Source organism: Streptomyces sp. Edi4 (assembly GCF_040253615.1).
In the GTDB taxonomy this organism is placed as follows: domain Bacteria; phylum Actinomycetota; class Actinomycetes; order Streptomycetales; family Streptomycetaceae; genus Streptomyces.
Genome location: NZ_JBEJGY010000004.1, coordinates 7,218,387 through 7,237,129, shown reverse-complemented (window position 1 = coordinate 7,237,129; position 18,743 = coordinate 7,218,387). Strand labels below are relative to the sequence as shown.

General features: G+C 66.7%; 12 protein-coding genes, 2 pseudogenes and 1 riboswitch. Of the genes and pseudogenes, 7 read left to right on the top strand and 7 right to left on the bottom strand.

Annotated features, from left to right (window positions below; genetic code table 11):
• The first annotated feature begins 58 nt into the window (after window positions 1–58).
• Window positions 59–448, top strand: a complete 390-nt coding sequence (locus tag ABR738_RS34570; RefSeq protein ID WP_350233904.1) for a hypothetical protein — start codon at window positions 59–61, stop codon at window positions 446–448.
• Window positions 449–566: 118 nt separating this feature from the next.
• Here the strand turns inward: ABR738_RS34570 and ABR738_RS34565 are convergent.
• Window positions 567–782, bottom strand: a pseudogene (locus tag ABR738_RS34565) (IS5/IS1182 family transposase); the annotation flags it as partial.
• An 858-nt stretch (window positions 783–1,640) separates the two neighbouring features.
• Window positions 1,641–1,813: riboswitch (M-box (ykoK) riboswitch) on the top strand.
• A gap of 343 nt (window positions 1,814–2,156) precedes the next feature.
• Between ABR738_RS34565 and ABR738_RS34560 the strand changes: the two are divergent.
• Complete coding sequence (locus tag ABR738_RS34560; protein WP_350233903.1) at window positions 2,157–3,503, top strand: magnesium transporter MgtE N-terminal domain-containing protein; 1,347 nt, start codon at window positions 2,157–2,159, stop codon at window positions 3,501–3,503.
• The gene (locus ABR738_RS34555) at window positions 3,500–4,831 is read left to right on the top strand and encodes an NRAMP family divalent metal transporter (RefSeq protein ID WP_350233902.1); all 1,332 of its coding nucleotides are present in this window, start codon (window positions 3,500–3,502) and stop codon (window positions 4,829–4,831) included. Before ABR738_RS34560 ends, ABR738_RS34555 begins: the two co-directional genes overlap by 4 nt.
• 199 nt (window positions 4,832–5,030) lie before the next feature.
• Here the strand turns inward: ABR738_RS34555 and ABR738_RS34550 are convergent, their stop codons facing one another.
• From ABR738_RS34550 to ABR738_RS34540, 3 genes and pseudogenes are all read right to left on the bottom strand, one after another.
• The gene (locus tag ABR738_RS34550; RefSeq protein WP_350233901.1) at window positions 5,031–5,960 is read right to left on the bottom strand and encodes an anti-sigma factor RsbA family regulatory protein; all 930 of its coding nucleotides are present in this window, start codon (window positions 5,958–5,960) and stop codon (window positions 5,031–5,033) included.
• Window positions 5,957–6,253: an STAS domain-containing protein gene (locus ABR738_RS34545; protein ID WP_350233900.1), complete on the bottom strand. Its 297-nt coding sequence runs from the start codon at window positions 6,251–6,253 to the stop codon at window positions 5,957–5,959. Before ABR738_RS34545 ends, ABR738_RS34550 begins: the two co-directional genes overlap by 4 nt.
• A 757-nt stretch (window positions 6,254–7,010) precedes the next feature.
• Window positions 7,011–7,175, bottom strand: a pseudogene (locus ABR738_RS34540) (pirin family protein); the annotation flags it as partial.
• A gap of 94 nt (window positions 7,176–7,269) precedes the next feature.
• Here ABR738_RS34540 and ABR738_RS34535 point away from each other — a divergent pair.
• A complete protein-coding gene (locus tag ABR738_RS34535) occupies window positions 7,270–7,455 on the top strand; it encodes a hypothetical protein (RefSeq protein WP_350233899.1) in 186 nt (61 codons plus the stop codon).
• Between the two features lie 1,100 nt (window positions 7,456–8,555).
• On the opposite strand, the gene ABR738_RS34530 is transcribed toward ABR738_RS34535, so the two are convergent.
• The 3 genes from ABR738_RS34530 to ABR738_RS34515 all read right to left on the bottom strand — a co-directional run bounded on the left by ABR738_RS34530 (window position 8,556) and on the right by ABR738_RS34515 (window position 11,880).
• Window positions 8,556–9,364, bottom strand: a protein-coding gene (locus ABR738_RS34530) for an IS5 family transposase (protein ID WP_502964114.1) whose coding sequence is annotated in 2 segments (ribosomal slippage) — window positions 8,556–9,016 and window positions 9,016–9,364 — 810 coding nt in all. Because the reading frame shifts where the segments join, the coding sequence is not laid out codon by codon here.
• 52 nt (window positions 9,365–9,416) lie between these two features.
• Window positions 9,417–10,225 (bottom strand): IS5 family transposase gene (locus ABR738_RS34525; RefSeq protein ID WP_502964191.1). Its coding sequence is split into 2 segments (ribosomal slippage): window positions 9,417–9,877 and window positions 9,877–10,225, totalling 810 coding nucleotides; the frame shifts between segments, so codons are not numbered across the junction.
• Window positions 10,226–11,289: 1,064 nt separating this feature from the next.
• On the bottom strand, window positions 11,290–11,880 hold the full coding sequence (locus tag ABR738_RS34515) for a TetR/AcrR family transcriptional regulator (RefSeq protein ID WP_350233896.1): 591 nt from the start codon (window positions 11,878–11,880) through the stop codon (window positions 11,290–11,292).
• Window positions 11,881–12,194: 314 nt separating this feature from the next.
• On the opposite strand from ABR738_RS34515, the gene ABR738_RS34510 reads away from it, so the two are divergent.
• The 3 genes from ABR738_RS34510 (at window position 12,195) to ABR738_RS34500 (ending at window position 18,684) form a co-directional block, all read left to right on the top strand.
• Window positions 12,195–13,106 carry an SDR family oxidoreductase gene (locus ABR738_RS34510; protein ID WP_350233895.1) on the top strand — a complete coding sequence of 304 codons (912 nt, stop codon included), beginning with the start codon at window positions 12,195–12,197 and terminating at the stop codon, window positions 13,104–13,106.
• An 878-nt stretch (window positions 13,107–13,984) separates the two neighbouring features.
• Window positions 13,985–14,368: a hypothetical protein gene (locus ABR738_RS34505; protein ID WP_350233894.1), complete on the top strand. Its 384-nt coding sequence runs from the start codon at window positions 13,985–13,987 to the stop codon at window positions 14,366–14,368.
• Entirely contained in the window at window positions 14,365–18,684 is a 4,320-nt protein-coding gene (locus ABR738_RS34500) for a polymorphic toxin type 28 domain-containing protein (protein WP_350233893.1), read from the top strand. Before ABR738_RS34505 ends, ABR738_RS34500 begins: the two co-directional genes overlap by 4 nt.
• The last annotated feature ends 59 nt before the right edge of the window (window positions 18,685–18,743 follow it).

The following is an 18,743-nucleotide window of genomic DNA, read 5'->3' as shown; positions in this document are numbered from 1 at the left end:
ATCCTTCAGACGGAAACAGGCTAATCACATTCTTCCCTGCCGAAAGGAGCTTTACCTATTGATCAACTTCAGATTCTGCGTGCGGCCGGGGCAAGGCACCCCCAGCGGGTTTGACCTGGGCGACCTGGTCTGCGAGGGCGACCTTGGGGAAGCCTCCAGCGTCGGTCATGTCCCGGATCAGGGCATGATGATCTACCTGTCCGTGACGCAGCTGCTCGACGACCTCGGGGATTCCCTTACCGGCGCAGGGAAAGAGCTGACCTTCACAGGAGTCGACACCTCCTTCGAGTTGGTGTTCCGGCAAGAGAAGAAGGAAATCTCTGTGGCACGTAAAGAAGGGGTGATTGCCAGGGTCAGCCGCGACGACCTGGCGGAGTCCGTGGCCGAGGCCGCGTCGGAACTGGCGGATTCGGGGCTCGCGCTGCTTCCCTGGCAGGATGCGGTATAGGTCGACTATTTTGCTGCACTGCACAATTTCCTAACGACGGCCGTCAGCCCATGATGAACTCGTCGTCAACGGATATTTCGATGCCTACTGGCACTGAGGCTTTTCCATCATCGGCCTGAGCCGCCAAACGCAGGGTGAGGACAGCCTGGACGAGGCAGGTGATCCGGGTGGTCGCGCACCGGAGCTTGCGAAGGAGCCGTCAGGCCTTGAGGGTGGCCATGGCCTGCTCGACGAGGGCGCGGATCTTCGAGTGGGACCGGTTCACCGCGTGCTGGCCCGTGGAAAGAGTCTCCTACCGCCCCCAGCACGGGGTTCGGACCATACCGTCCGCACCGGACGCTGCCGGAGGTGTGGGAGCTGTTTGGGGTGAAAGTGGTGCCATACGGTCCGGAGGTAAGCGTGCAAGCTTCCCGTACGGGCTGTAGAACGTAGTGGCCGGCGATGGAATGTCGGCAACTCGCGGCGGCAGCCGGGGTGGAGGTGGTCCCGGCGAAGGTGGAGACGGCGAGCAGGAGTTAGAGGGTGTCCACCAGCATGTGCCGCTTGCGGCCGTTCACCTGACTCCCGCCGTCGACATCCCCTAATCACGGCCGGCACCGATGCGGCCCTCACCGACTGTGCACCGATGACGGCCGCCGTCGGTTCCGGGGCGTTGCCCGCGGCCTCGTGGAGCCGGCCGTGGAACTCGGCGGCAAGACCCTTGTTCCGCCGGCGCCGGAAGAAGAGGGGCAAACGCGGTCCCACGCGGGCCGGTCCGCAGGGCATCGCTTGCCGGGTGATGCACCCGCGCCCAGGTAGCGCACCGCGTCCAACACCCGCCGGTGGCAATACCTTTCCGCTTGACGGCCGCAGTCCTCCAGCCAGCCGGGACCGGCATCGCATCGCGTACGACCACCGCGTCGCTCATCCCGGCGACGAATATCTCGGTTGCCTGTACGCGGTGGTGACGCCAACCCCAGCCAGGGCAGTTCCGGTCCTAGACACCGCTCCGCGCCGCAAGCCGCCCCGGGCGTCCAAGTTTGTCACGCACGAGCCGACTGGCGCTCTTCGCCAAGTCGCGGCTGACGCAAACTTCGGACTCGATGGTCTCGGACCGAGTGCTTCTGGACGACTGATCGACGTTTTCACGCCGAGCCAGCGAAACCGGGTTGGCCAGGTGGCTGAGAGCAGGCGTAGTATTCGCCCGTTGTCATAGGCACCTCGTTCGGTGAGGCGTCTTCACGGACACAGGCCACTGATCCCACCCGTCGAGAGACGCTCCGGATCAGGACAGGTCTCCCCGACCTAAGGGGTGACCCCAAGTGGCTTCCCCCGCGCGGGGATTACGCCGTGGAGTGCCAAAGCTCTGACGAGTTGGGGTGAGCCGGGAATGCGCCCGGTCCGCTCTTTGCCGAGTCGCTGCGACGCCCCGCGGGGGTGTCCCCGGCCGCAAGGAGGCGAGATGGACAGTAGTCCGGGCCATAGTCGGCCCCTTCCCGTGTTGTCCTCGCCGTCCTTCCGCGGTCCGGGGCAGCCGCTTCTTCCCTGACTGTCGTCCGGCCCTTGCCGGTCGCCGTCCCTGACGCCTGCCCGGCCGTACTCCGGGTGCGGCGCCGCGGCCCGGCGTCCGCGGGTTGCCGGGCCGGGGAAGCAGGTGCTGCCGTCGGCCGCCCGTGCCCCGCCTGCTCGGGGCAAGGGGGTGTTCATCTTGTCCGCCAACACTCTGTTCATGACCGCATCTGACCGTCTGCGAGGCCGCAGGGTTCATCTGGAACGCCGCGCGACCGCTACCAAGGCTGTGCGGGCCTCGCTGGTGTCGCTGGCTGGTCTGATCGGTTGCCCAGTCACCAACCAGGCCGACGAAGAGGTCGGCCGCGTCGTGGACGTGGTCGCCCGTCTCTACGGCGCCGACCCCTACCCTCCGGTCGCCGGTCTGGTCGTCCGGGTCGGTCGCCGCCAAGCGTTCCTCACCGCGAACGCGGTCGCGAAGATCCACACAGCGGGGGTGTCGTTGTCCACCGCCCGGGTGGACCTGCGCGAGTACGAACGCCGCCCCGGCGAGGTGTTGCTCGCCCGGGACGTGCTGGACCACCAACTCGTCGACGTCGACGGCGTCCAGGTCACCCGCGCCGCCGACCTCTACCTCGCGCCGCTGGTCGGCCGGGTCGTGCTGGTCGGGGTGGACGTTTCCCTGCCCACCCTCCTGCGTCGCCTGGGCCCCCGCCGTTGGCGGGCCCGCCCGACTCCGGAGCGGGTGCTGGACTGGCAGGCCGTCGCGCCATTCGCCGAGCACGCAACCGACGGTCCGGCCGAGGTCCGGCTGCGGGCCTCGAGGTCCGCGCTGCACCGGTTGCGGCCCGCTGACCTCGCCGATGTCCTGGAAGATCTCGGCCGCAGCGAGCGCCAGCAGTTGCTGGGCTGGCTGGACCCCGCCCAGGCGGCTGACGCGCTGGAGGAGATGGAACCGGCCGAGCTTGAGAATCTGCTGCGCGAGGCGCCGCCTGAGCACGCCGCGCGTCTGGTGGAGGAGATGGAGCCGGACGAGGCCGTCGACGCCCTGCGCGACCTGCACGCCGACGAACGCGAACGGTTGCTGGCCCGGATGCCGCACGACGACGCCGCCGGACTGCGCGGGCTGCTGGCCCACCGGGAGGGCACGGCCGGAGGCGCGATGACCACCACGGTGGTCATCGCCCGACGCGAGCAGACCGTCGGGCACGTGCGCGCGGAACTGGCCGGGCAGGCCGAGCACCGCACCGAGATCGACGCCGTCGCCGTGGTGGACACCGACGGACGTCTGGTCGCCGACATTGCCCTGTTCGACCTGGCGGTCGCCGAGGACACCACCGCAGTGGGCGACCTGACCGACTGGCTCGCCCAGTTCGGTCCACCGGTGACCGTCCGCCCCGACACCCGCATCAACCAGGCCGCCGAACTGCTGGTGGCCGCCCGCTTCTCCTCCCTGCTCGTGATCGACGACTTGGGCCGGCCGCTCGGGCGGATCCTGGCCGACGATGTACTGGACGCTTTGCTGCCCGAGCGCGGGCGCCTGCACTTTCGGAGGTTCCTGCAGTGACCCGCGACCTCGATCCCACCACCGCCACCACACCGACGGCCCCGGACACCGTCGCCGTGGGCACGGCCCCGACGACGCGGCCACGGGGGCTGCGCGGCCGATGGCAGCGCCTGGCGCTCGTGGCGACGGTCGCCGGCCCCGGCCTTGTCGCCGCGAACGCCGGCAACGACGCCGCCGGCATCGCCACCTACGCCAGCGCCGGCTCCCAGTACACCTACGGCACCCTGTTCTTCATGGTCCTGGTCACCGTCGCCCTGGTGATGGTCCAGGAGATGGCCGTACGCCTGGGCGCGTACACCGGCAAGGGTCTGGGCGCACTGATCCGCGAGCAGTTCAGCCTGCGTCTGACGGCGCTGGCGCTGGGCTGCCTACTGCTGGCCAACACCGGCCTGGTGGTCTCCGAGTTCGCCGGGATCGGCGCCGCCTTCGAACTCCTCGGCGCCCCCAAATGGGCTGTGATCCCGCCTGCGGCACTGCTGCTGTGGTCCTTGGTACTGTTCGGCTCCTACCGCTACGCCGAGCGGATCTTCCTGCTGATGTCGTTGGTGTTCTTCGCCTACCCCATCGCCATGATTCTCGGCCACCCGCAGTGGGGCCAGGTCGGATCCCATCTGGTCATCCCGCACTTCGAGCCCAGCAAGGCGTTCATCCTGCTCGGCGTCGCCCTCATCGGCACCACTGTCAGCCCCTACATGCAGTTCTACGCCGCAGCCGGCGTCGTCGACCGCGGCACCAAGCCCGGGGACTACCGCCTCATCAGGGCCGACGCGATCTTCGGCGCGGTATTCGCCTGCGTGATCAGTCTGACCATCATCATCGCCACGGCCGCCGCCATCGGTGGCACCGGTCCGCTGGAGTCCGCCGCCCAGGCCGCCTCCGCGCTCAAGCCGGTCGCCGGACAGGACGCCGAACTGCTCTTCGCCTTCGGTCTGGTCGGCGCCTCCGCGCTCGCCGGCGCCGTCGTGCCGCTGTCGGCCAGCTACGCGATCGGCGAGGCCGCCGGGGTGGAACGTTCGGTCTCCCGCAGCTTCCGCGACGCACCCCTGTTCCTCGGCCTGTTCACCGCGCAGATCGTGCTCGGCGCGGCCGTCGCGATGACCCCGGTCGACGTCATCCAGTTGCTGATCGGCACCCAGGTCCTGCAAGGGCTGATCAGCCCCATCGTGCTGGTCTACCTGCTCATTCTCACCAACCGCCGCAGCCTGCTCGGCGACGCGGCCAATTCCCCCCGGTACCGGATCGCCGCCACCGTAGTGGTCGTCGGTGTCGGCGGCATGTCCACCATCCTCCTGGTCCAGACCGTCCTGGGCTGGTTCGGCCTCGGCTGAACCAGGCTCTGGCGACCCCGGCCCACTTCGACTGGACCCCGGTTCGGGCCACATCGGGAGCGGACCGGTGCTCCTGCCTCCCACGTATCGCCGACGGCCACCGCAACGGCCGGGCAGCTCGCGCTCGCGGGTTCTCAGCTCCCGGCACGCGGTGCGCGAACCGCTCTTGTGCGGGGTGGCCGGCAGGCCCGAGGCGGGATCAACAACGGTTGATGTAGCAGCGGATGGCCGTACCCTCGGGGCCCGTGTGGATGCGCACGAGGTCGGCGAGGTAGTGCACCATCAGCAGGCCCCGGCCGCCCAGTTGGTCCCGGGCGGGCGGGCGACGGCCGACCAGCGGATCGTCCAGGTGCCCGCTGTCCTGCACCTCACACACCACCTGGCCACCGTCGGTCCACATCCGCAGGCTGCCGGAACCTCCTCCGTGCCGCACACTGTTGGTGGTCAGCTCGGCCACGATCAGAGCCACGTCCTCCAGGCGGGTGCCGGAGAGGCCGAACCGCGCGGCCTGATCCACTGCGAAGTGCCGGACGTCTGGCAACAGGCCGGCGTGGAAGGCGAGTTCCTCGGCCGCCCCCGGCTGCTCCAGGGGCTGGTTGTAACGCGCGACCACATGCTCGGGGGCGTAGGCGGTGCTCAGCCGCTCCTCGCCGCCGGAGATGACGAGGGGGTGGGTCGCGTAGGCGTCGGCGAGTGCCTGTTCGTCGAGGCGTTCGGCGTCGTAGGGGCACAGGATGGTCACGTCCCGGCCCTGGAACGCGGGGTTGATCAGCGCCTCGTGCTGGACGCAGGCCGGGTACTCCACGCTGCTGCGACCGGCCCAGATCGGCTCGCCGATGATCCGCACCCGCGTATGGCGGTGGGCGTCCGCGAAGGCGCGCAGCACTTTGGGGATGATGCGTCCGGGGTTGCGCCCCGCTTCGGTCATGTCGAGGAAACGCACGTGTGCAGCGTCCTCGCCCAGAGCCGCCTTGAGGATGGCCAGGTTCGGCCCGGGCACGGCCACCGCCACCGGTTCCCCGGCCTTCAGGCCGTCGCGGACGAACGGCACCGTGCCGTGCAGGTACTCATCCTGCCCTCGGTAGAACAGAGCGGGGTGAACGAACGGTTCGGTGGTGACTGTCGTCATCGCTCCATCACCTCGACGGTGCACAGGTCCGGCCAGAACAAGTCCAGCACGCGCCGCAGGGTATTGGGAGGCTCTTCGAGCACGATACGTCGCCCCTGTGGAAGCCCCTGGGCGGTCACCGCCAGTGCCGAAGCGCCGGCGACGTCGACGAAGGTGACCGCGGAAAGTTGCAAGTGGCACGCCTCTTCATCGCTCAGGGCAAGGTGGTGCAGCGTCCGCTCCCAGGCGGGGCGGGTCAGCAGATTGACCTCACCCGCCACCTGCCAGCCCGGCCGGTCCGTCAGCGGATGCACGCACAGAGCAACCGGGGACGGGGCACGCTCCGTCGGCGACGCATCCGCCTTCCCTGAACTCTCCACCCCGACACTCCCCTACATTGCCGACTCCCGCACGTCCCGCCATCTCCCCCGGTGCAGTGCAGGCGGGAGCATATCGGATGCGACGTCTGCCTCAGTATGGACGACGGAGTTTCACAGGTCCGATCTCCCGCACCGTGGAGGGTCAAGGGTCTCACGCGCGAGCGACGGGCCGTTCGCTGTATGGCATGGGACTGTGCGTTCGGCCTGTGGCTCTCTCCGACGCCCTGCGCCTGCCGCAGAACGGCGAGTCCCGGGGGGCACCGCACCGCGCATAATGCGCATCGACAACCTCAGGTCAGGTGGCCTTTGCGACCGGCTCACCGAAGCGGCCGTCCTGAGTGGCGGCTTATGAGCCCTTGCCTTTCCCCAGTCGATGCTGCGGCAGCGCCCCTCCGACCCGGCCGAGCACTGGCCTGGTGATTGTTCGATTCCCACAAATGCTCTGCGCAGGCGTGACGGCATCCGCTCGTGCAGCGCGCAGGCGCCCTGACCCGGACTCCATAGGCGCCCGAGGTTGGCAATGCGGTTCCCGCTCTTTCACCGGCGGCCCCAACCGCGCGCTTCTGATCTGCGTCGCCATCCCCTCCTGTCGACATGACGCCCCGTCAGAAAGTCAGCACTGGGTAAGCATTGGGATTGCTGAACCCGCCCACCTCAATCACGCGGGCAGCTGTCCCAACGTCCCCGCAGCTCAGCGCACACGACCCCGGGGTTTCAGCGGTACCGCCGGCAGCTCGGGGGCCGGGATCGGAGGGCCGTCGTAGCCCTTCACCTCGCCGAAGCGATCACCATTCATCCACTCCGAACGGGCCTGCTGGATCTCGTCGTTGGTGCGGCCGACGAAGTTCCACCACATACCAGACGCATCGCTGCTCTTTGCAGGTCAGACGTGCCCTGGTCCGTCAGCTGTCAGCAAACCGTCAGCATCGGACCCGGGAGTCAGCAGCACCATGGCCGCCAAACCCCTCGCCCATGGCATGGGCACCTTCTTCAAGGACTGTGACCACCCGAAGAGCAAGTGGCCCAAGTGCCCGCACACGTACAAGATCCAGTTCCGCGATGCAGCTGGTAAGCAACGCGTCGAGTCCGGCTTCGGCACCGACACAGCAGCGATCGTGCGTTTGTCGGAGGTGTAATGGCAAGCTCTTGTGTTGCGTACCCTGACTCCTGAACTTGCCTCCCGTGAGCGGCGCGATACCTAATCGTGTATCGATGTGAGCACCTGGACCACTGCTGAGCCGAATGCCCGCAATTCTTGAAGAGGCTCCCCATGCCTCGTGCAAGTTTCGCTGCCAAAACTCTTAATTCCCATCCATGAAAATGCAGAATTCGTCAGTCAATTGATGCAACGAGACAGCTACCTACCAGGATTCCCCCACCTCTTTGCGCTGCTTGATCCATGCCTCAACGTCAGACTGCTTGAAATGGAGCTTCGCATTTCGACCGACGCCGAATCGATATGCAAGCAAGCCCACCCGGGGGCCATTCCTATAGAGCCATGAGGGTGACATGTTTATAGACTGTGCCGTCTCTCGGACCCCCATGAATCGCTCGGCCACCATGATCTCCAATCGTTCTAAGAAGCGCCGCTCGACCGAATAGCGGTGTACTCGCTCTAGGCACAAGCGTTCTCACCACCTCCCCCCATGGTCATGAGGAAACACGGTTTGGTTAACCGGGGATCGTCGTCTATATTGCGCGCTCGCACCCAGCAGTCGCGTCAGGCGCCACGACACGATGGCCCGCAGGCATACTCCGGCTGCGGAGCCGTCTGCTTCCGGGTGCGCGCTGGGACTCGACACACTGGCTTCGAGCCCTTACGGCTGCGCCGAGTGCGCCAAAGGGCCTCTTCGAACAACACCGGTGACAATTCGGGCCGTTACTGTTTCGGCTCACTGACAACGGGGCTCGTGCCTCGGAGTGGCGGGACGGGTCGGCCGCTAACCCCGCACCCACAACAGCGCGACCCGCGCAAGGGGAGCGGCTGGCGGCACGGCGTGCAGGGCGCCTTCAGGAAGCCGTCATCAGCTTCGCGGCGGCCGCACGCATGAGAGGGGAGGCCCTCGAATCAGCCTCCGTCGCGTTCAGCGACGGTGCCGCAGCTGCCAGCGTGGGCGGGTTCGGCGCCACGGGCCGCAGTGGGAGCTGCGGCAGGTCGGGCGAATGTCGACGCCGGTGAGGATGTGACCGAGTCCCCGACGGTCTCGATGGCGAGGCCGTCCCCTTAGAAGCCATCTCATTTGGCGAGTCGGCGGTAGCAGATGAGGGTGCAGGCGAGGCTGGTGAAGGCTAGGAAGTGGTCGGCCTTGCGTTCGTAGCGTCGGTGGAGGCGGCGGCAGCCGGCGAGCCAGGCCATGGTCCGCTCCACGGTCCAGCGATGGCGGCCCAGCCTCTGTGAGGACTCGACTCCCTTGCGGGCGATGCGGTGGGTGATGCCGCGTTCGCGTAACCATTGCCGCAGGTGGGCGTAGTCATATCCCTTGTCGGCGTGGAGTTTGCCGGGCTTGCGCCGTCGCGGGCCGCGGCGCGAGCGGATCGGCGGGATGCCCTTCACGAGCGGGATCAGGGCTTGGCTGTCATGCAGGTTGGCCCCGGAGATGCCGACGGATATGGGCAGACCGGACCGTTCGGTGATCAGGTGGATCTTCGAGCCGTACTTGCCCCGGTCGACAGGATTCGGACCTGTCAGGTCCCCCTTTTCAGGGCCCGCATGTTCACCGAGTCGATCGCGCACCTCGACCAGTCCAACTCGCCGCGGGCGCCGAGTTCGTCGAGGACCAGGCGGTGGAGCTTGGCCCACACTCTGGCCTTCGACCACTCCGAGAACCGCCGGTGGGCGGTCGCTCCGGACGGGCCGAACGACGCCGAAGTCAGCTGCTGCCAGGTACAACCCGACGTAGCCACGAAGACGATCGCGGCCAGCACTTCCCGGTCGCCGTGCCGACGCCGACCACCGCCCTGCGGCCGCGACGGCGCCTCCGGCACCACCCGCTGGAACAACTCCCACAACTCGTCCGGCACCAGCCGCTCAACGATCCCCACCATGACTCACAGAATACCGAGTCACCCAAATGAGATGGCTTCTTAAGAAGTCATCTCATTTGGCGAGTCGGCGGTAGCAGATGAGGGTGCAGGCGAGGCTGGTGAAGGCTAGGAAGTGGTCGGCCTTGCGTTCGTAGCGTCGGTGGAGGCGGCGGCAGCCGGCGAGCCAGGCCATGGTCCGCTCCACGGTCCAGCGATGGCGGCCCAGCCTCTGTGAGGACTCGACTCCCTTGCGGGCGATGCGGTGGGTGATGCCGCGTTCGCGTAACCATTGCCGCAGGTGGGCGTAGTCATATCCCTTGTCGGCGTGGAGTTTGCCGGGCTTGCGCCGTCGCGGGCCGCGGCGCGAGCGGATCGGCGGGATGCCCTTCACGAGCGGGATCAGGGCTTGGCTGTCATGCAGGTTGGCCCCGGAGATGCCGACGGATATGGGCAGACCGGACCGTTCGGTGATCAGGTGGATCTTCGAGCCGTACTTGCCCCGGTCGACAGGATTCGGACCTGTCAGGTCCCCCTTTTCAGGGCCCGCATGTTCACCGAGTCGATCGCGCACCTCGACCAGTCCAACTCGCCGCGGGCGCCGAGTTCGTCGAGGACCAGGCGGTGGAGCTTGGCCCACACTCTGGCCTTCGACCACTCCGAGAACCGCCGGTGGGCGGTCGCTCCGGACGGGCCGAACGACGCCGAAGGCAGCTGCTGCCAGGTACAACCCGACGTAGCCACGAAGACGATCGCGGCCAGCACTTCCCGGTCGCCGTGCCGACGCCGACCACCGCCCTGCGGCCGAGACGGCGCCTCCGGCACCACCCGCTGGAACAACTCCCACAACTCTTCCGGCGCCAGCCGCTCAACGATCCCCACCATGACTCACAGAATACCGAGTCACCCAAATGAGATGGCTTCTAAAGGACGGCTCTCCACCAGTTGCGCAGGACGAATTGGAACGAAGAAGTCACAGGGCTGGAGGGAAAGACCTAGTCGCGCCGCGGAGCAGCACAAGGGGTCTGTACGGGAGCGACCCTCCGGGGTCACATCGGATTCGGGGCGTTCTCCAGCATCCGCCCAATAGCACGGGGCCAGCATTTGCTCGGCCCAGGTGGCCTGCCGGACTTGGCCACGTGGCCCCATCTGCTTGAAATAGGGCATTACGTCGATGACGGGAGCGCCCTCCACGGCATCAAAGTCCGACCATCCACGTCGAGCAGCCGCGGCATGCTGATCGCGAGCTGGTTGGACCCAGGGTGATTGCGGTGACGAAGGTGCTGCGCCGGCCCATTGCGGATTCCCCGCCAACGTCGAATCTGGCGGACGCCGACAGCCAGCCTTCTGATGCAAACTTGCACCCCGCCTCTGTAATGGCATCGGCTGAGGTTTGCTGGGAGTTGTATCCGGCAGCCAGGCGGGCGGCCTTGAGTCTGGTTTTGCCTACGGGACGAGACATTGATCCAGCGAGCTCTCGCCTGAGCGTGCCACGCAATGTCCTTGTGGGCGGCGCAAAATCCAACGTCCCTCTCCATAAGGCCCTGTGAAAGCCCCCTTGACGGCCTATCGGATCCCTTGGGCAGGCCCTTCTCGCGCAGCAAGATGTCATCACGACGCCACGCCCCAACCACCCTGCTCTACATCCCGAACAGGGGTTGGCGCCAAAGAGGACCGAGCTAAAGTGGTCGGCTCCGGAAGTCCTGCGCGGGTTGACTCCGGAGCCGTTGTCGCGAGGAGCGATTGGTCAGATTCAGGCATGGCGAGGTAGCGGCTGTAGGCGCAGCCCAGGGATTCCTGCCCGTGGGCAGGATGGTGTCTTCGTACCTGTCGCTGCTGGCGAGGTAGAGGGCGAAGCCTCAGGTGATGGTGGGCTCGGCTTCCACTTTCGTCGAGGGTCTTGGAACCCGCTTGCTTCGCGGCGATAGGTGGTCGCGGGCGGAGCGGTATCAGCTTTCAGGCCGCGTCTGCTCCGGTGGGACGGTCGCAGAGAGGGCGTGCAGATCGTCGAAGGCTTCAAGGAGATGTGTGTCCAAGCCCTGTGAGGGGTCGTCGATCCAGGCTTGGACGGCGTGGTGGAAGGTGGCCCAGCCGGTATGTGCGGCCAGGCTGGCCAGCCGGCCGGGGACATCGCGCTGGCGTAGCGCCTCCGCTAGGGCTTCGGTGAGGGCTGCGGCCTTGGCCAAGTCACGTTCTCGCAGGGCTGGCGTCTTGGCGATGACCGCCAGCCGTGGCTCGGCAAACGGGCGGTTGTCCTCAAGGATTCGTCCGGCTTTCCGGAAGGCGCACAGCAGAATGCCGAGTGGCTGCAGGCCATCGGGGGCGTCAGCGACCTCCTGCGTCAGCGCGGCGCGCAGGTCGGCCTCGCCGCCGAAGAGCACCTCGCGCTTGTCCGGGAAGTGCCGGAAGAACGTGCGCTCGTTGACGCCTGCCCGGGCGGCGATCTCAGCCGTAGTGGTCTGATCGAACCCGCGCTCCCGGTACAGCTCCAGAGCCGCCTGTTGAAGGCGGCGGCGCGCTTCTGCTCCGCTTCGTGGCACCCCTCGAAGATACCGCATACGCCAGCGGCTGGCACTACTTGACGTCAGTGACTGACGCTACCTAATGTCAGTCACTGGCACTACTTAGCGCCAGTAGCCGACATTAAGTGGGAGGTTTTCGTCGCTGGTGGCAGCGACCCCGACCTTTCGGTCCGAACGCCGTCGAGGCGATCAAGGTCTCCGTTCCGCCTCGCAGGCGCTGGCAGGGCGCATGCGACACGTGGCTGCGCTCCCGTCCTCGAAGGCCACTCCCGCCTCACCCACACCGGAACCGTTCAGCGGCCCGGTGGACACACCCGCAGAGGAAGCGTTTCGTGCATATCTTTGTCACTGGTGGTTCTGGCCAGACCGGCCCCGCCGTCGTCGCCGAGCTCGTCGCGGCCGGCCACAACGTCACTGGTCTGGCGCGCTCGGATGCCGCAGCCACCCGGCTGGAGTCGCTGGGCGCCACACCACACCGCGGTTCCCTGGACGACCACGACAGCCTGCGCCGCGGCGCCGAGGCCGCTGACGGTGTCCTGCACATGGCCTACGGCGGCGACTTCTCCGACCTCGACGACATGATGAGGCGCGACCGGACCGCGATCGAGACTCTCGGCCAGCCGTTGGAACACTCGGGCAAACCGCTCGTCATCACTTCGGGCACGCTGGTCATGCCCGCCGGCCGGGAGACCACCGAGAAGGACGAACCCGACGCGGCCGGGATCGCCGCCTTCCGTATCGCGGGCGAGCGAGCCTGTCTGGGCTTCGCCGCCCGGGGAGTACGCGCGAGCGTGGTCCGCCTCGCTCCTACCGTCCACGGCCCTGAAGACCACGGCTTCATCCCCATGCTCATCGCCACCGCGCGAAAGACCGGCGTCTCGGCCTACGTCGGCGACGGCACCAACCGGTGGCCCGCAGTGCACCGGATCGACGCCGCGGTCCTGTTCCGCCTGGCCCTGGAGAAGGCTCCTGCGGGCAGTGTGCTGCACGGAGTAGCCGAAAGCGGCGTCACCATGAAGAGCATCGCGCAGACCATCGCCCGGGGCCTGGACCTGCCCGCGGTCTCGCTGACCCCCGACGAGGCTGCCAGGCACTACGTCAGCCCGTTCATGGCCAGGGTCTACGGCTTCGACGCGCCCGTCTCCAGTGCTCACACACAGGATCTGCTCGGCTGGTCTCCCACCCATCCGACACTTCTCCATGACCTGGAGCACGGCGACTACTTGGCCACGCCGGCCTCATGACCCCCTCACACCCATCCGAACTCCCGTCGTCGGTTTCCTCGGGAGCGTCCGGGTCGTGCACAGGCTGCAGTCCCTGGCGGAGACCGCCGCTCTGTCCGTCAGCCAGTTCGCCGTCGACATAGGCGAACTGCCGAGGTGACGGACGTCCAGACCCGCAAGCTGGGGCCAGGAGGCGCAGGCGCGGGCGGTCAGCTTCTGGGCGAGGGAGGGATTTGGTCGACTCCGGCACGGTGAGCATGCGTCCATCCCGCCCGGTCGTCGTGACGGGGGCGCTGCAAACTCCCGCAGGGAAGATCCACTTCTGCTGATCGGCTTGCCTGCCTTGCCCATTGCCGCTGCCTGCCCGATATCCCTGACCGCCTCGCAAAGGCAGCACCTGAAGAAGGCGGCCTTCGGTCACAAGACCCCTCACCAGCCCCGGATCCGGGCGCAGGTGGTGCTGCAAGCGGCGTGGGGACACTCCAACGCCCGGATCGCCCGGGAGGCGGGCCTGCACCTGGACACGGTGCGTCATCGAAAAGGTGTCGACTTGAACAGCGTCTGGAAAACTGCAGGTCAGAGCTCCCTTCCGCCCCATCTCCCTTCCCTCGGGCGCCGCGAGCGTCAAATGAGCGTCACGGCTCATGTCTCTACTCGGGGCCGAGGGGCCGCCATGCCCAGCACACCTAGTGGGTAGATGCCTTCTCCAACTCGCCTACACCTGCGGGCACTCGTAGTCGACACGCTTGGCTTTGCACGCAGTTCCCAGCGGATGCGATCGCACCGATACAACGCCTTGCGGCTGTCCAGATTGCCAACGCATGGCATCGACTTGACCCTCCATTGGGGTCGAGGCTCTAGGGTCGCTGTCGCATGTGCGTGCGACGGGGAGGGTTTGCGTGGGCGAGGGCAGCGGTGGCGGCAAGGTCCCCGAGATGGTGCTGCAGATCAGGACCGCGGACATCAAGAGCGCCGCGCCGGTGTTCCAGGAGCAGGCCAAGAATCTGGGCAAGGCGTTGACCACGCTGATCTCGACGCTGGACGGTCTGGGCAAGCCCTGGGGTGAGGACAAGCAGGGCAAGGAGTTCGAGGACGTCTACGCGCCGGTGCAGAAGAAGATCGAGAGCGCGACAGGCATCCTTGTCCTGGGTCTCACGAGCATCCATGAGGCGTTGGTCGACCTGTCCGACGGCCATGTCGACGACGACAAACTGATCGAGGGCATGTTCACCAAGGTGAAAGTTCCCCACCAGGGCAGCGGCGACAGTGCGGGGGAACGTTGAGCGTCGAGGACACAGCCAAGCACATCCTCCTGAAGATGGGCCTGTGGTGGCCCGACGCCAACTCCGGGACACTGCGCACCGCGGCATCGGCCTGGCGGACATTCGCCGACTCGGTCGACGACGTACGCGGTCCGACGAACACGACGGCGCGCTCGCTCATCCACCACAACAAGGGCGAATCGATCGAGGCGTTCGACACGTTCTGGTCCCGGTACGCCAAAGACAAGGACGCCGGCTGGCTGGGCGATCTGGCTGTCTCGGCCCGGGCAATGGCCAAGTTTCTGGACAAGTTCGCCGATGCCATCGACGACGCGATTCACAAGCTGTGGGAACACATCGCCATCGACGCGGTCGTGATCGCCGCCGGCGTCACCGCCGCCATCCTCACCGCCGGCATCGCCTCCGGAGCGGCCACGGTGGCTGCGGATGCCGTCATCGAACTCGGCGCCACGCTCGGTGTCGCGGTGTCCGCCACGGTGGCCGAGATCGTCGCGGAGACCGTGATCACGGCCGCCTTCGCAGGCGTCGAGAACGTGACCATCGACGCCGCGGTGGCCCAGCCCTTGAACATGGCGGCGGGTTTCCAGCACGGCTTCAACCTGGACGAGGTCAACCGGGCCGCCGAGGACGGCATGCTCTACGGTGGCGCGCTCGGCGCGGGCAGCGGCGTGCTGCGGGCCGGGGCGAGCGCGTCCATGGCGGATCAGCTGATGCGCGTGCCTTCGCTACGCCCCGACCTGGTCGATCTGGGCCCGGCGGCACGCAATGGCGAGCGCATCCCCTGTGTGGGCGAGCCGATCGATGTGGCCACGGGCGCGATGCTGATGACGGCCACCGACCTCACCCTGCCCGCCTCCCTGCCGCTCATTTTCCAGCGCACTCACCTGTCCTCCTACCGGGGCGGCGTCTGTTTCGGACCCACCTGGATATCGACGCTGGACGAATGCGTCCAGATCGATGGCGAGGGCGTAGTGTTCGCCGCTGCCGACGGCATGCGCCTGGTCTACCCCGTCCCCAAACCGGGCGTGCCCACCCTGCCGGTGACCGGCCCGCGCTGGCCTCTCGAATGGGACGGCAAGCCGGACGGCGTCATGACCGTCACCGATCCGGACACCGGCATCACCCGCACCTTCACCACTCCCTTCCCGTCCGGTTCCTTCGGCACCTTCCATCTCCCGGTAGACGCCTGGTCCGACCGCAACGGCATGCGCATCGACGTCGAACGCACCACCGACGGCATCCCTACGGGCCTGCGCCACTCGGGCGGCTACTACGTCGCCGTCGACACCGAAGGCCCCCGCATCACCGCCCTGCGCCTGCTCGACCAGATGCCCGACGCCTACACCTCTGATGCCAGTCGTGAGGGCGGCACCGTCGCCATACGCTACGGCTACGACGCGGCGGGCAACCTGAGCGAAGTCACCAACTCCAGTGGTCGACCGCTCACTTTCACCTACGACGACGCCGGCCGGATGACCAAGTGGACCGACCGGAACGGCACTTGGTTTTCCTACACCTATGACGGCCAAGGGCGCGTCACACACACCGAGGGCGTCGACGGAATCCTTTCTGGAAGCCTTGCCTACGACGACTTCACATGCACAACCACATATACCGACTCCCTCGGGCACTCCACCGTCCACCGGCACAACTCCCAGGGGCTGGTGGTAGAAGAGACCGACCAGCTCGGCAACATCACCCTTACCGAATGGGACGAACGCGGCACGAAGCCACTCGCTGTTACTGATCCACTCGGCCGCACCACTCGCTATACCTACGATGATGCCGGACATCTCACGCGGGTCACCCTGCCCGACGACGCAACAGTGCAGGCGTCCTACAACGAACTGGGCCTGCCGGTCGAGGTCATCGAGCCCGGAGGGGCTCGCTGGCTGCACACCTATGACGAGCACGGCAACCTCCTCATCACCACCGATCCCCTCGGTGCCGAGACCAGGCACTCGTATGACGCTTCAGGTCACCCGGTGACCGTCACGGACGCCCTGGGCCACACTCGCGGCATGAGGGTGAACCCGGCCGGACTCCCCCTGTCCATCACGGATGAGTTGGGGCGCACGACGATCGTGCACAGGGATTCGTTCGGGCGGATCGCAAAGATCATCGATCCGCTCGGCCACAGCACTCGCCTGTCCTGGTCCGTCGAGGGAAAGCCGCAGCACGTCCAACATCCCGACGGAAGCATGGAGTTGTGGTCTTGGGACGGCGAGGGGAACCTCCAGTCACATACCAACCAAGCAGGTGAAGTCGTCCGCCACACATCCGGCGCGTTCGACGTACCCGCCACCCGCACCGACCCTGACGGTGCGACATACTCCTTCACCCACGACACGGAGCTACGCCTCACGCGTGTCACCAATCCGCAAGGACTGACCTGGTCGTACACCTACGACCCGGCCGGACGGCTCACCGCGGAGAGGGACTTCAATGGCCGGACCCTCCGCTACGATCATGACGCTTCGGGCGCTCTGCGTTCACGTACGAACGGAGCGGGAGAAACCTCGCGTTTCGCTCGCGATGCGCGGGGGCGCGTCACCGAACAGGTCGATGATGCGGGCCGTGCCACGACCTACGCATACGGACCGGACGGCGGCCTGACCCACGCCGTGAGCTCTGATGCGCTGCTTGCCATTGCCTACGACGACCTGGGCCGAGTTCTGACAGAGTCCGTCAACGATCACACCGTCACGTACGCCTACGACGAGCTCGGTCGCCGTACGAGGCGCGTCACGCCGTCGGGGTCGAGCACACATTGGATCTATGACGCGGCAGGTCAGCCTGTTGAACTGCGCACGGATCACGGTCAGTTGCGGTTCACGTACGACGCTTCGGGGCGCGAAACGGAACGTCGCGTCGGCGCTGACATCGTTCTTGCCCAGGTCTGGGACAACACCGACCGCCTCACCCTGCAAACCCTGGCGGCATCAGGCAACTCAGAGAGTGGCCGACTCCTACAACACCGCAGCTACACATACCGGGCCGACGGATACCTCACCGAAGTCCGCGACCTCACCACTGGCACTCGGACGTTCGACCTCGACCCAATTGGCCGGGTGACACGTGTTCGCGCCCACGGCTGGTCCGAGACCTACGCATACGACACCGCGGGAAACCTCACCCAGACCGCAGCCCCGCACGCCAAGCACGCCGAGGACTCCGAAGAGCGGATGCTCGAGGGAACACTGATCCGCCGTGCGGGACGAACACGGTACGAATACGACGCCCAAGGCCGTATGGCCCGCAGGATTCGCAAGCTCCTCAATGGGCGGAGTCTGACCTGGGCGTACACATGGAACGCCCAGGACAGGCTGACCGGACTGACGACGCCGACAGGCGAGCAGTGGCACTACGCGTACGACCCATGTGGCCGTCGCATCGCGAAATACCGAGTCGCGGACGATGGATCGGAAGCCGATCGCACAGATTTCGTCTGGGACGATTCGCGTCTCTGCGAACAACTCGCCTCAGACGGTCGGGCCACATCCTGGGACTACGCCCCAGGGACGCACGTTCCACTCACGCAGATCACCCACCAACGCCGTGTTCCCGGCACATCCTTCCTGGCTCAACTCGCGCATGACAGCGGCGAAGACCACCAGGCCCCACAATTCCACGCCGTCATCACGGACACCGCCGGAAGCCCGACAGAACTTGTCACCAAGGATGGCCGAGTGCCATGGCAACAACGGACCACACTCTGGGGAAACCGCCTCTCCGCCCCGACGGACAGTGACTCCGCAGTGGATTGCCCGCTTCGCTTCGCCGGGCAGTATTTCGACGCTGAGACCGGAAACCACTACAACTATTTTCGCTACTACGACCCTGAGACCGCCCGTTACCTCAGCCTGGATCCTCTTGGCCTGACCCCTGCACCCAACCCCTCCACCTACGTCCATAACCCACTCACGTGGGGGGACCCTTTGGGGCTCAACCCCTGCGAGCTGGGGCTGAGCACCGGCGCACAGCGCGCACTCGAGAAACTCGAGAACATCAAGCAGGACCCTGTCGGCGAGATCAACTCGCAGCCGAACCACAATCACTACAACGCCGCACGCCGCGAGGCGAACGGTGAGGTGGTCGCAAGGAAGGCGGACGGCACCCCCTTCGACCACATCGCGGACCTCACACAGGCTCGCAACGGCCTGGACAAAGTCCGTAGAGTCCTCGACTCCGAGATCCAGAACCCTCCGGACACACTCACCTCGCGTGGCATCGACGTCCTGGTGAGCAAACGCAAGGAAACGGTTCGGCTGCTCGACCGCCTCAACGGATTCCTCGCCTCCATCGGCCACCGATAGAGTCCGCAAGGAACCTCACCATCCCCGGACTGTCACTACAGCACTTCAAGAAGAGCCGC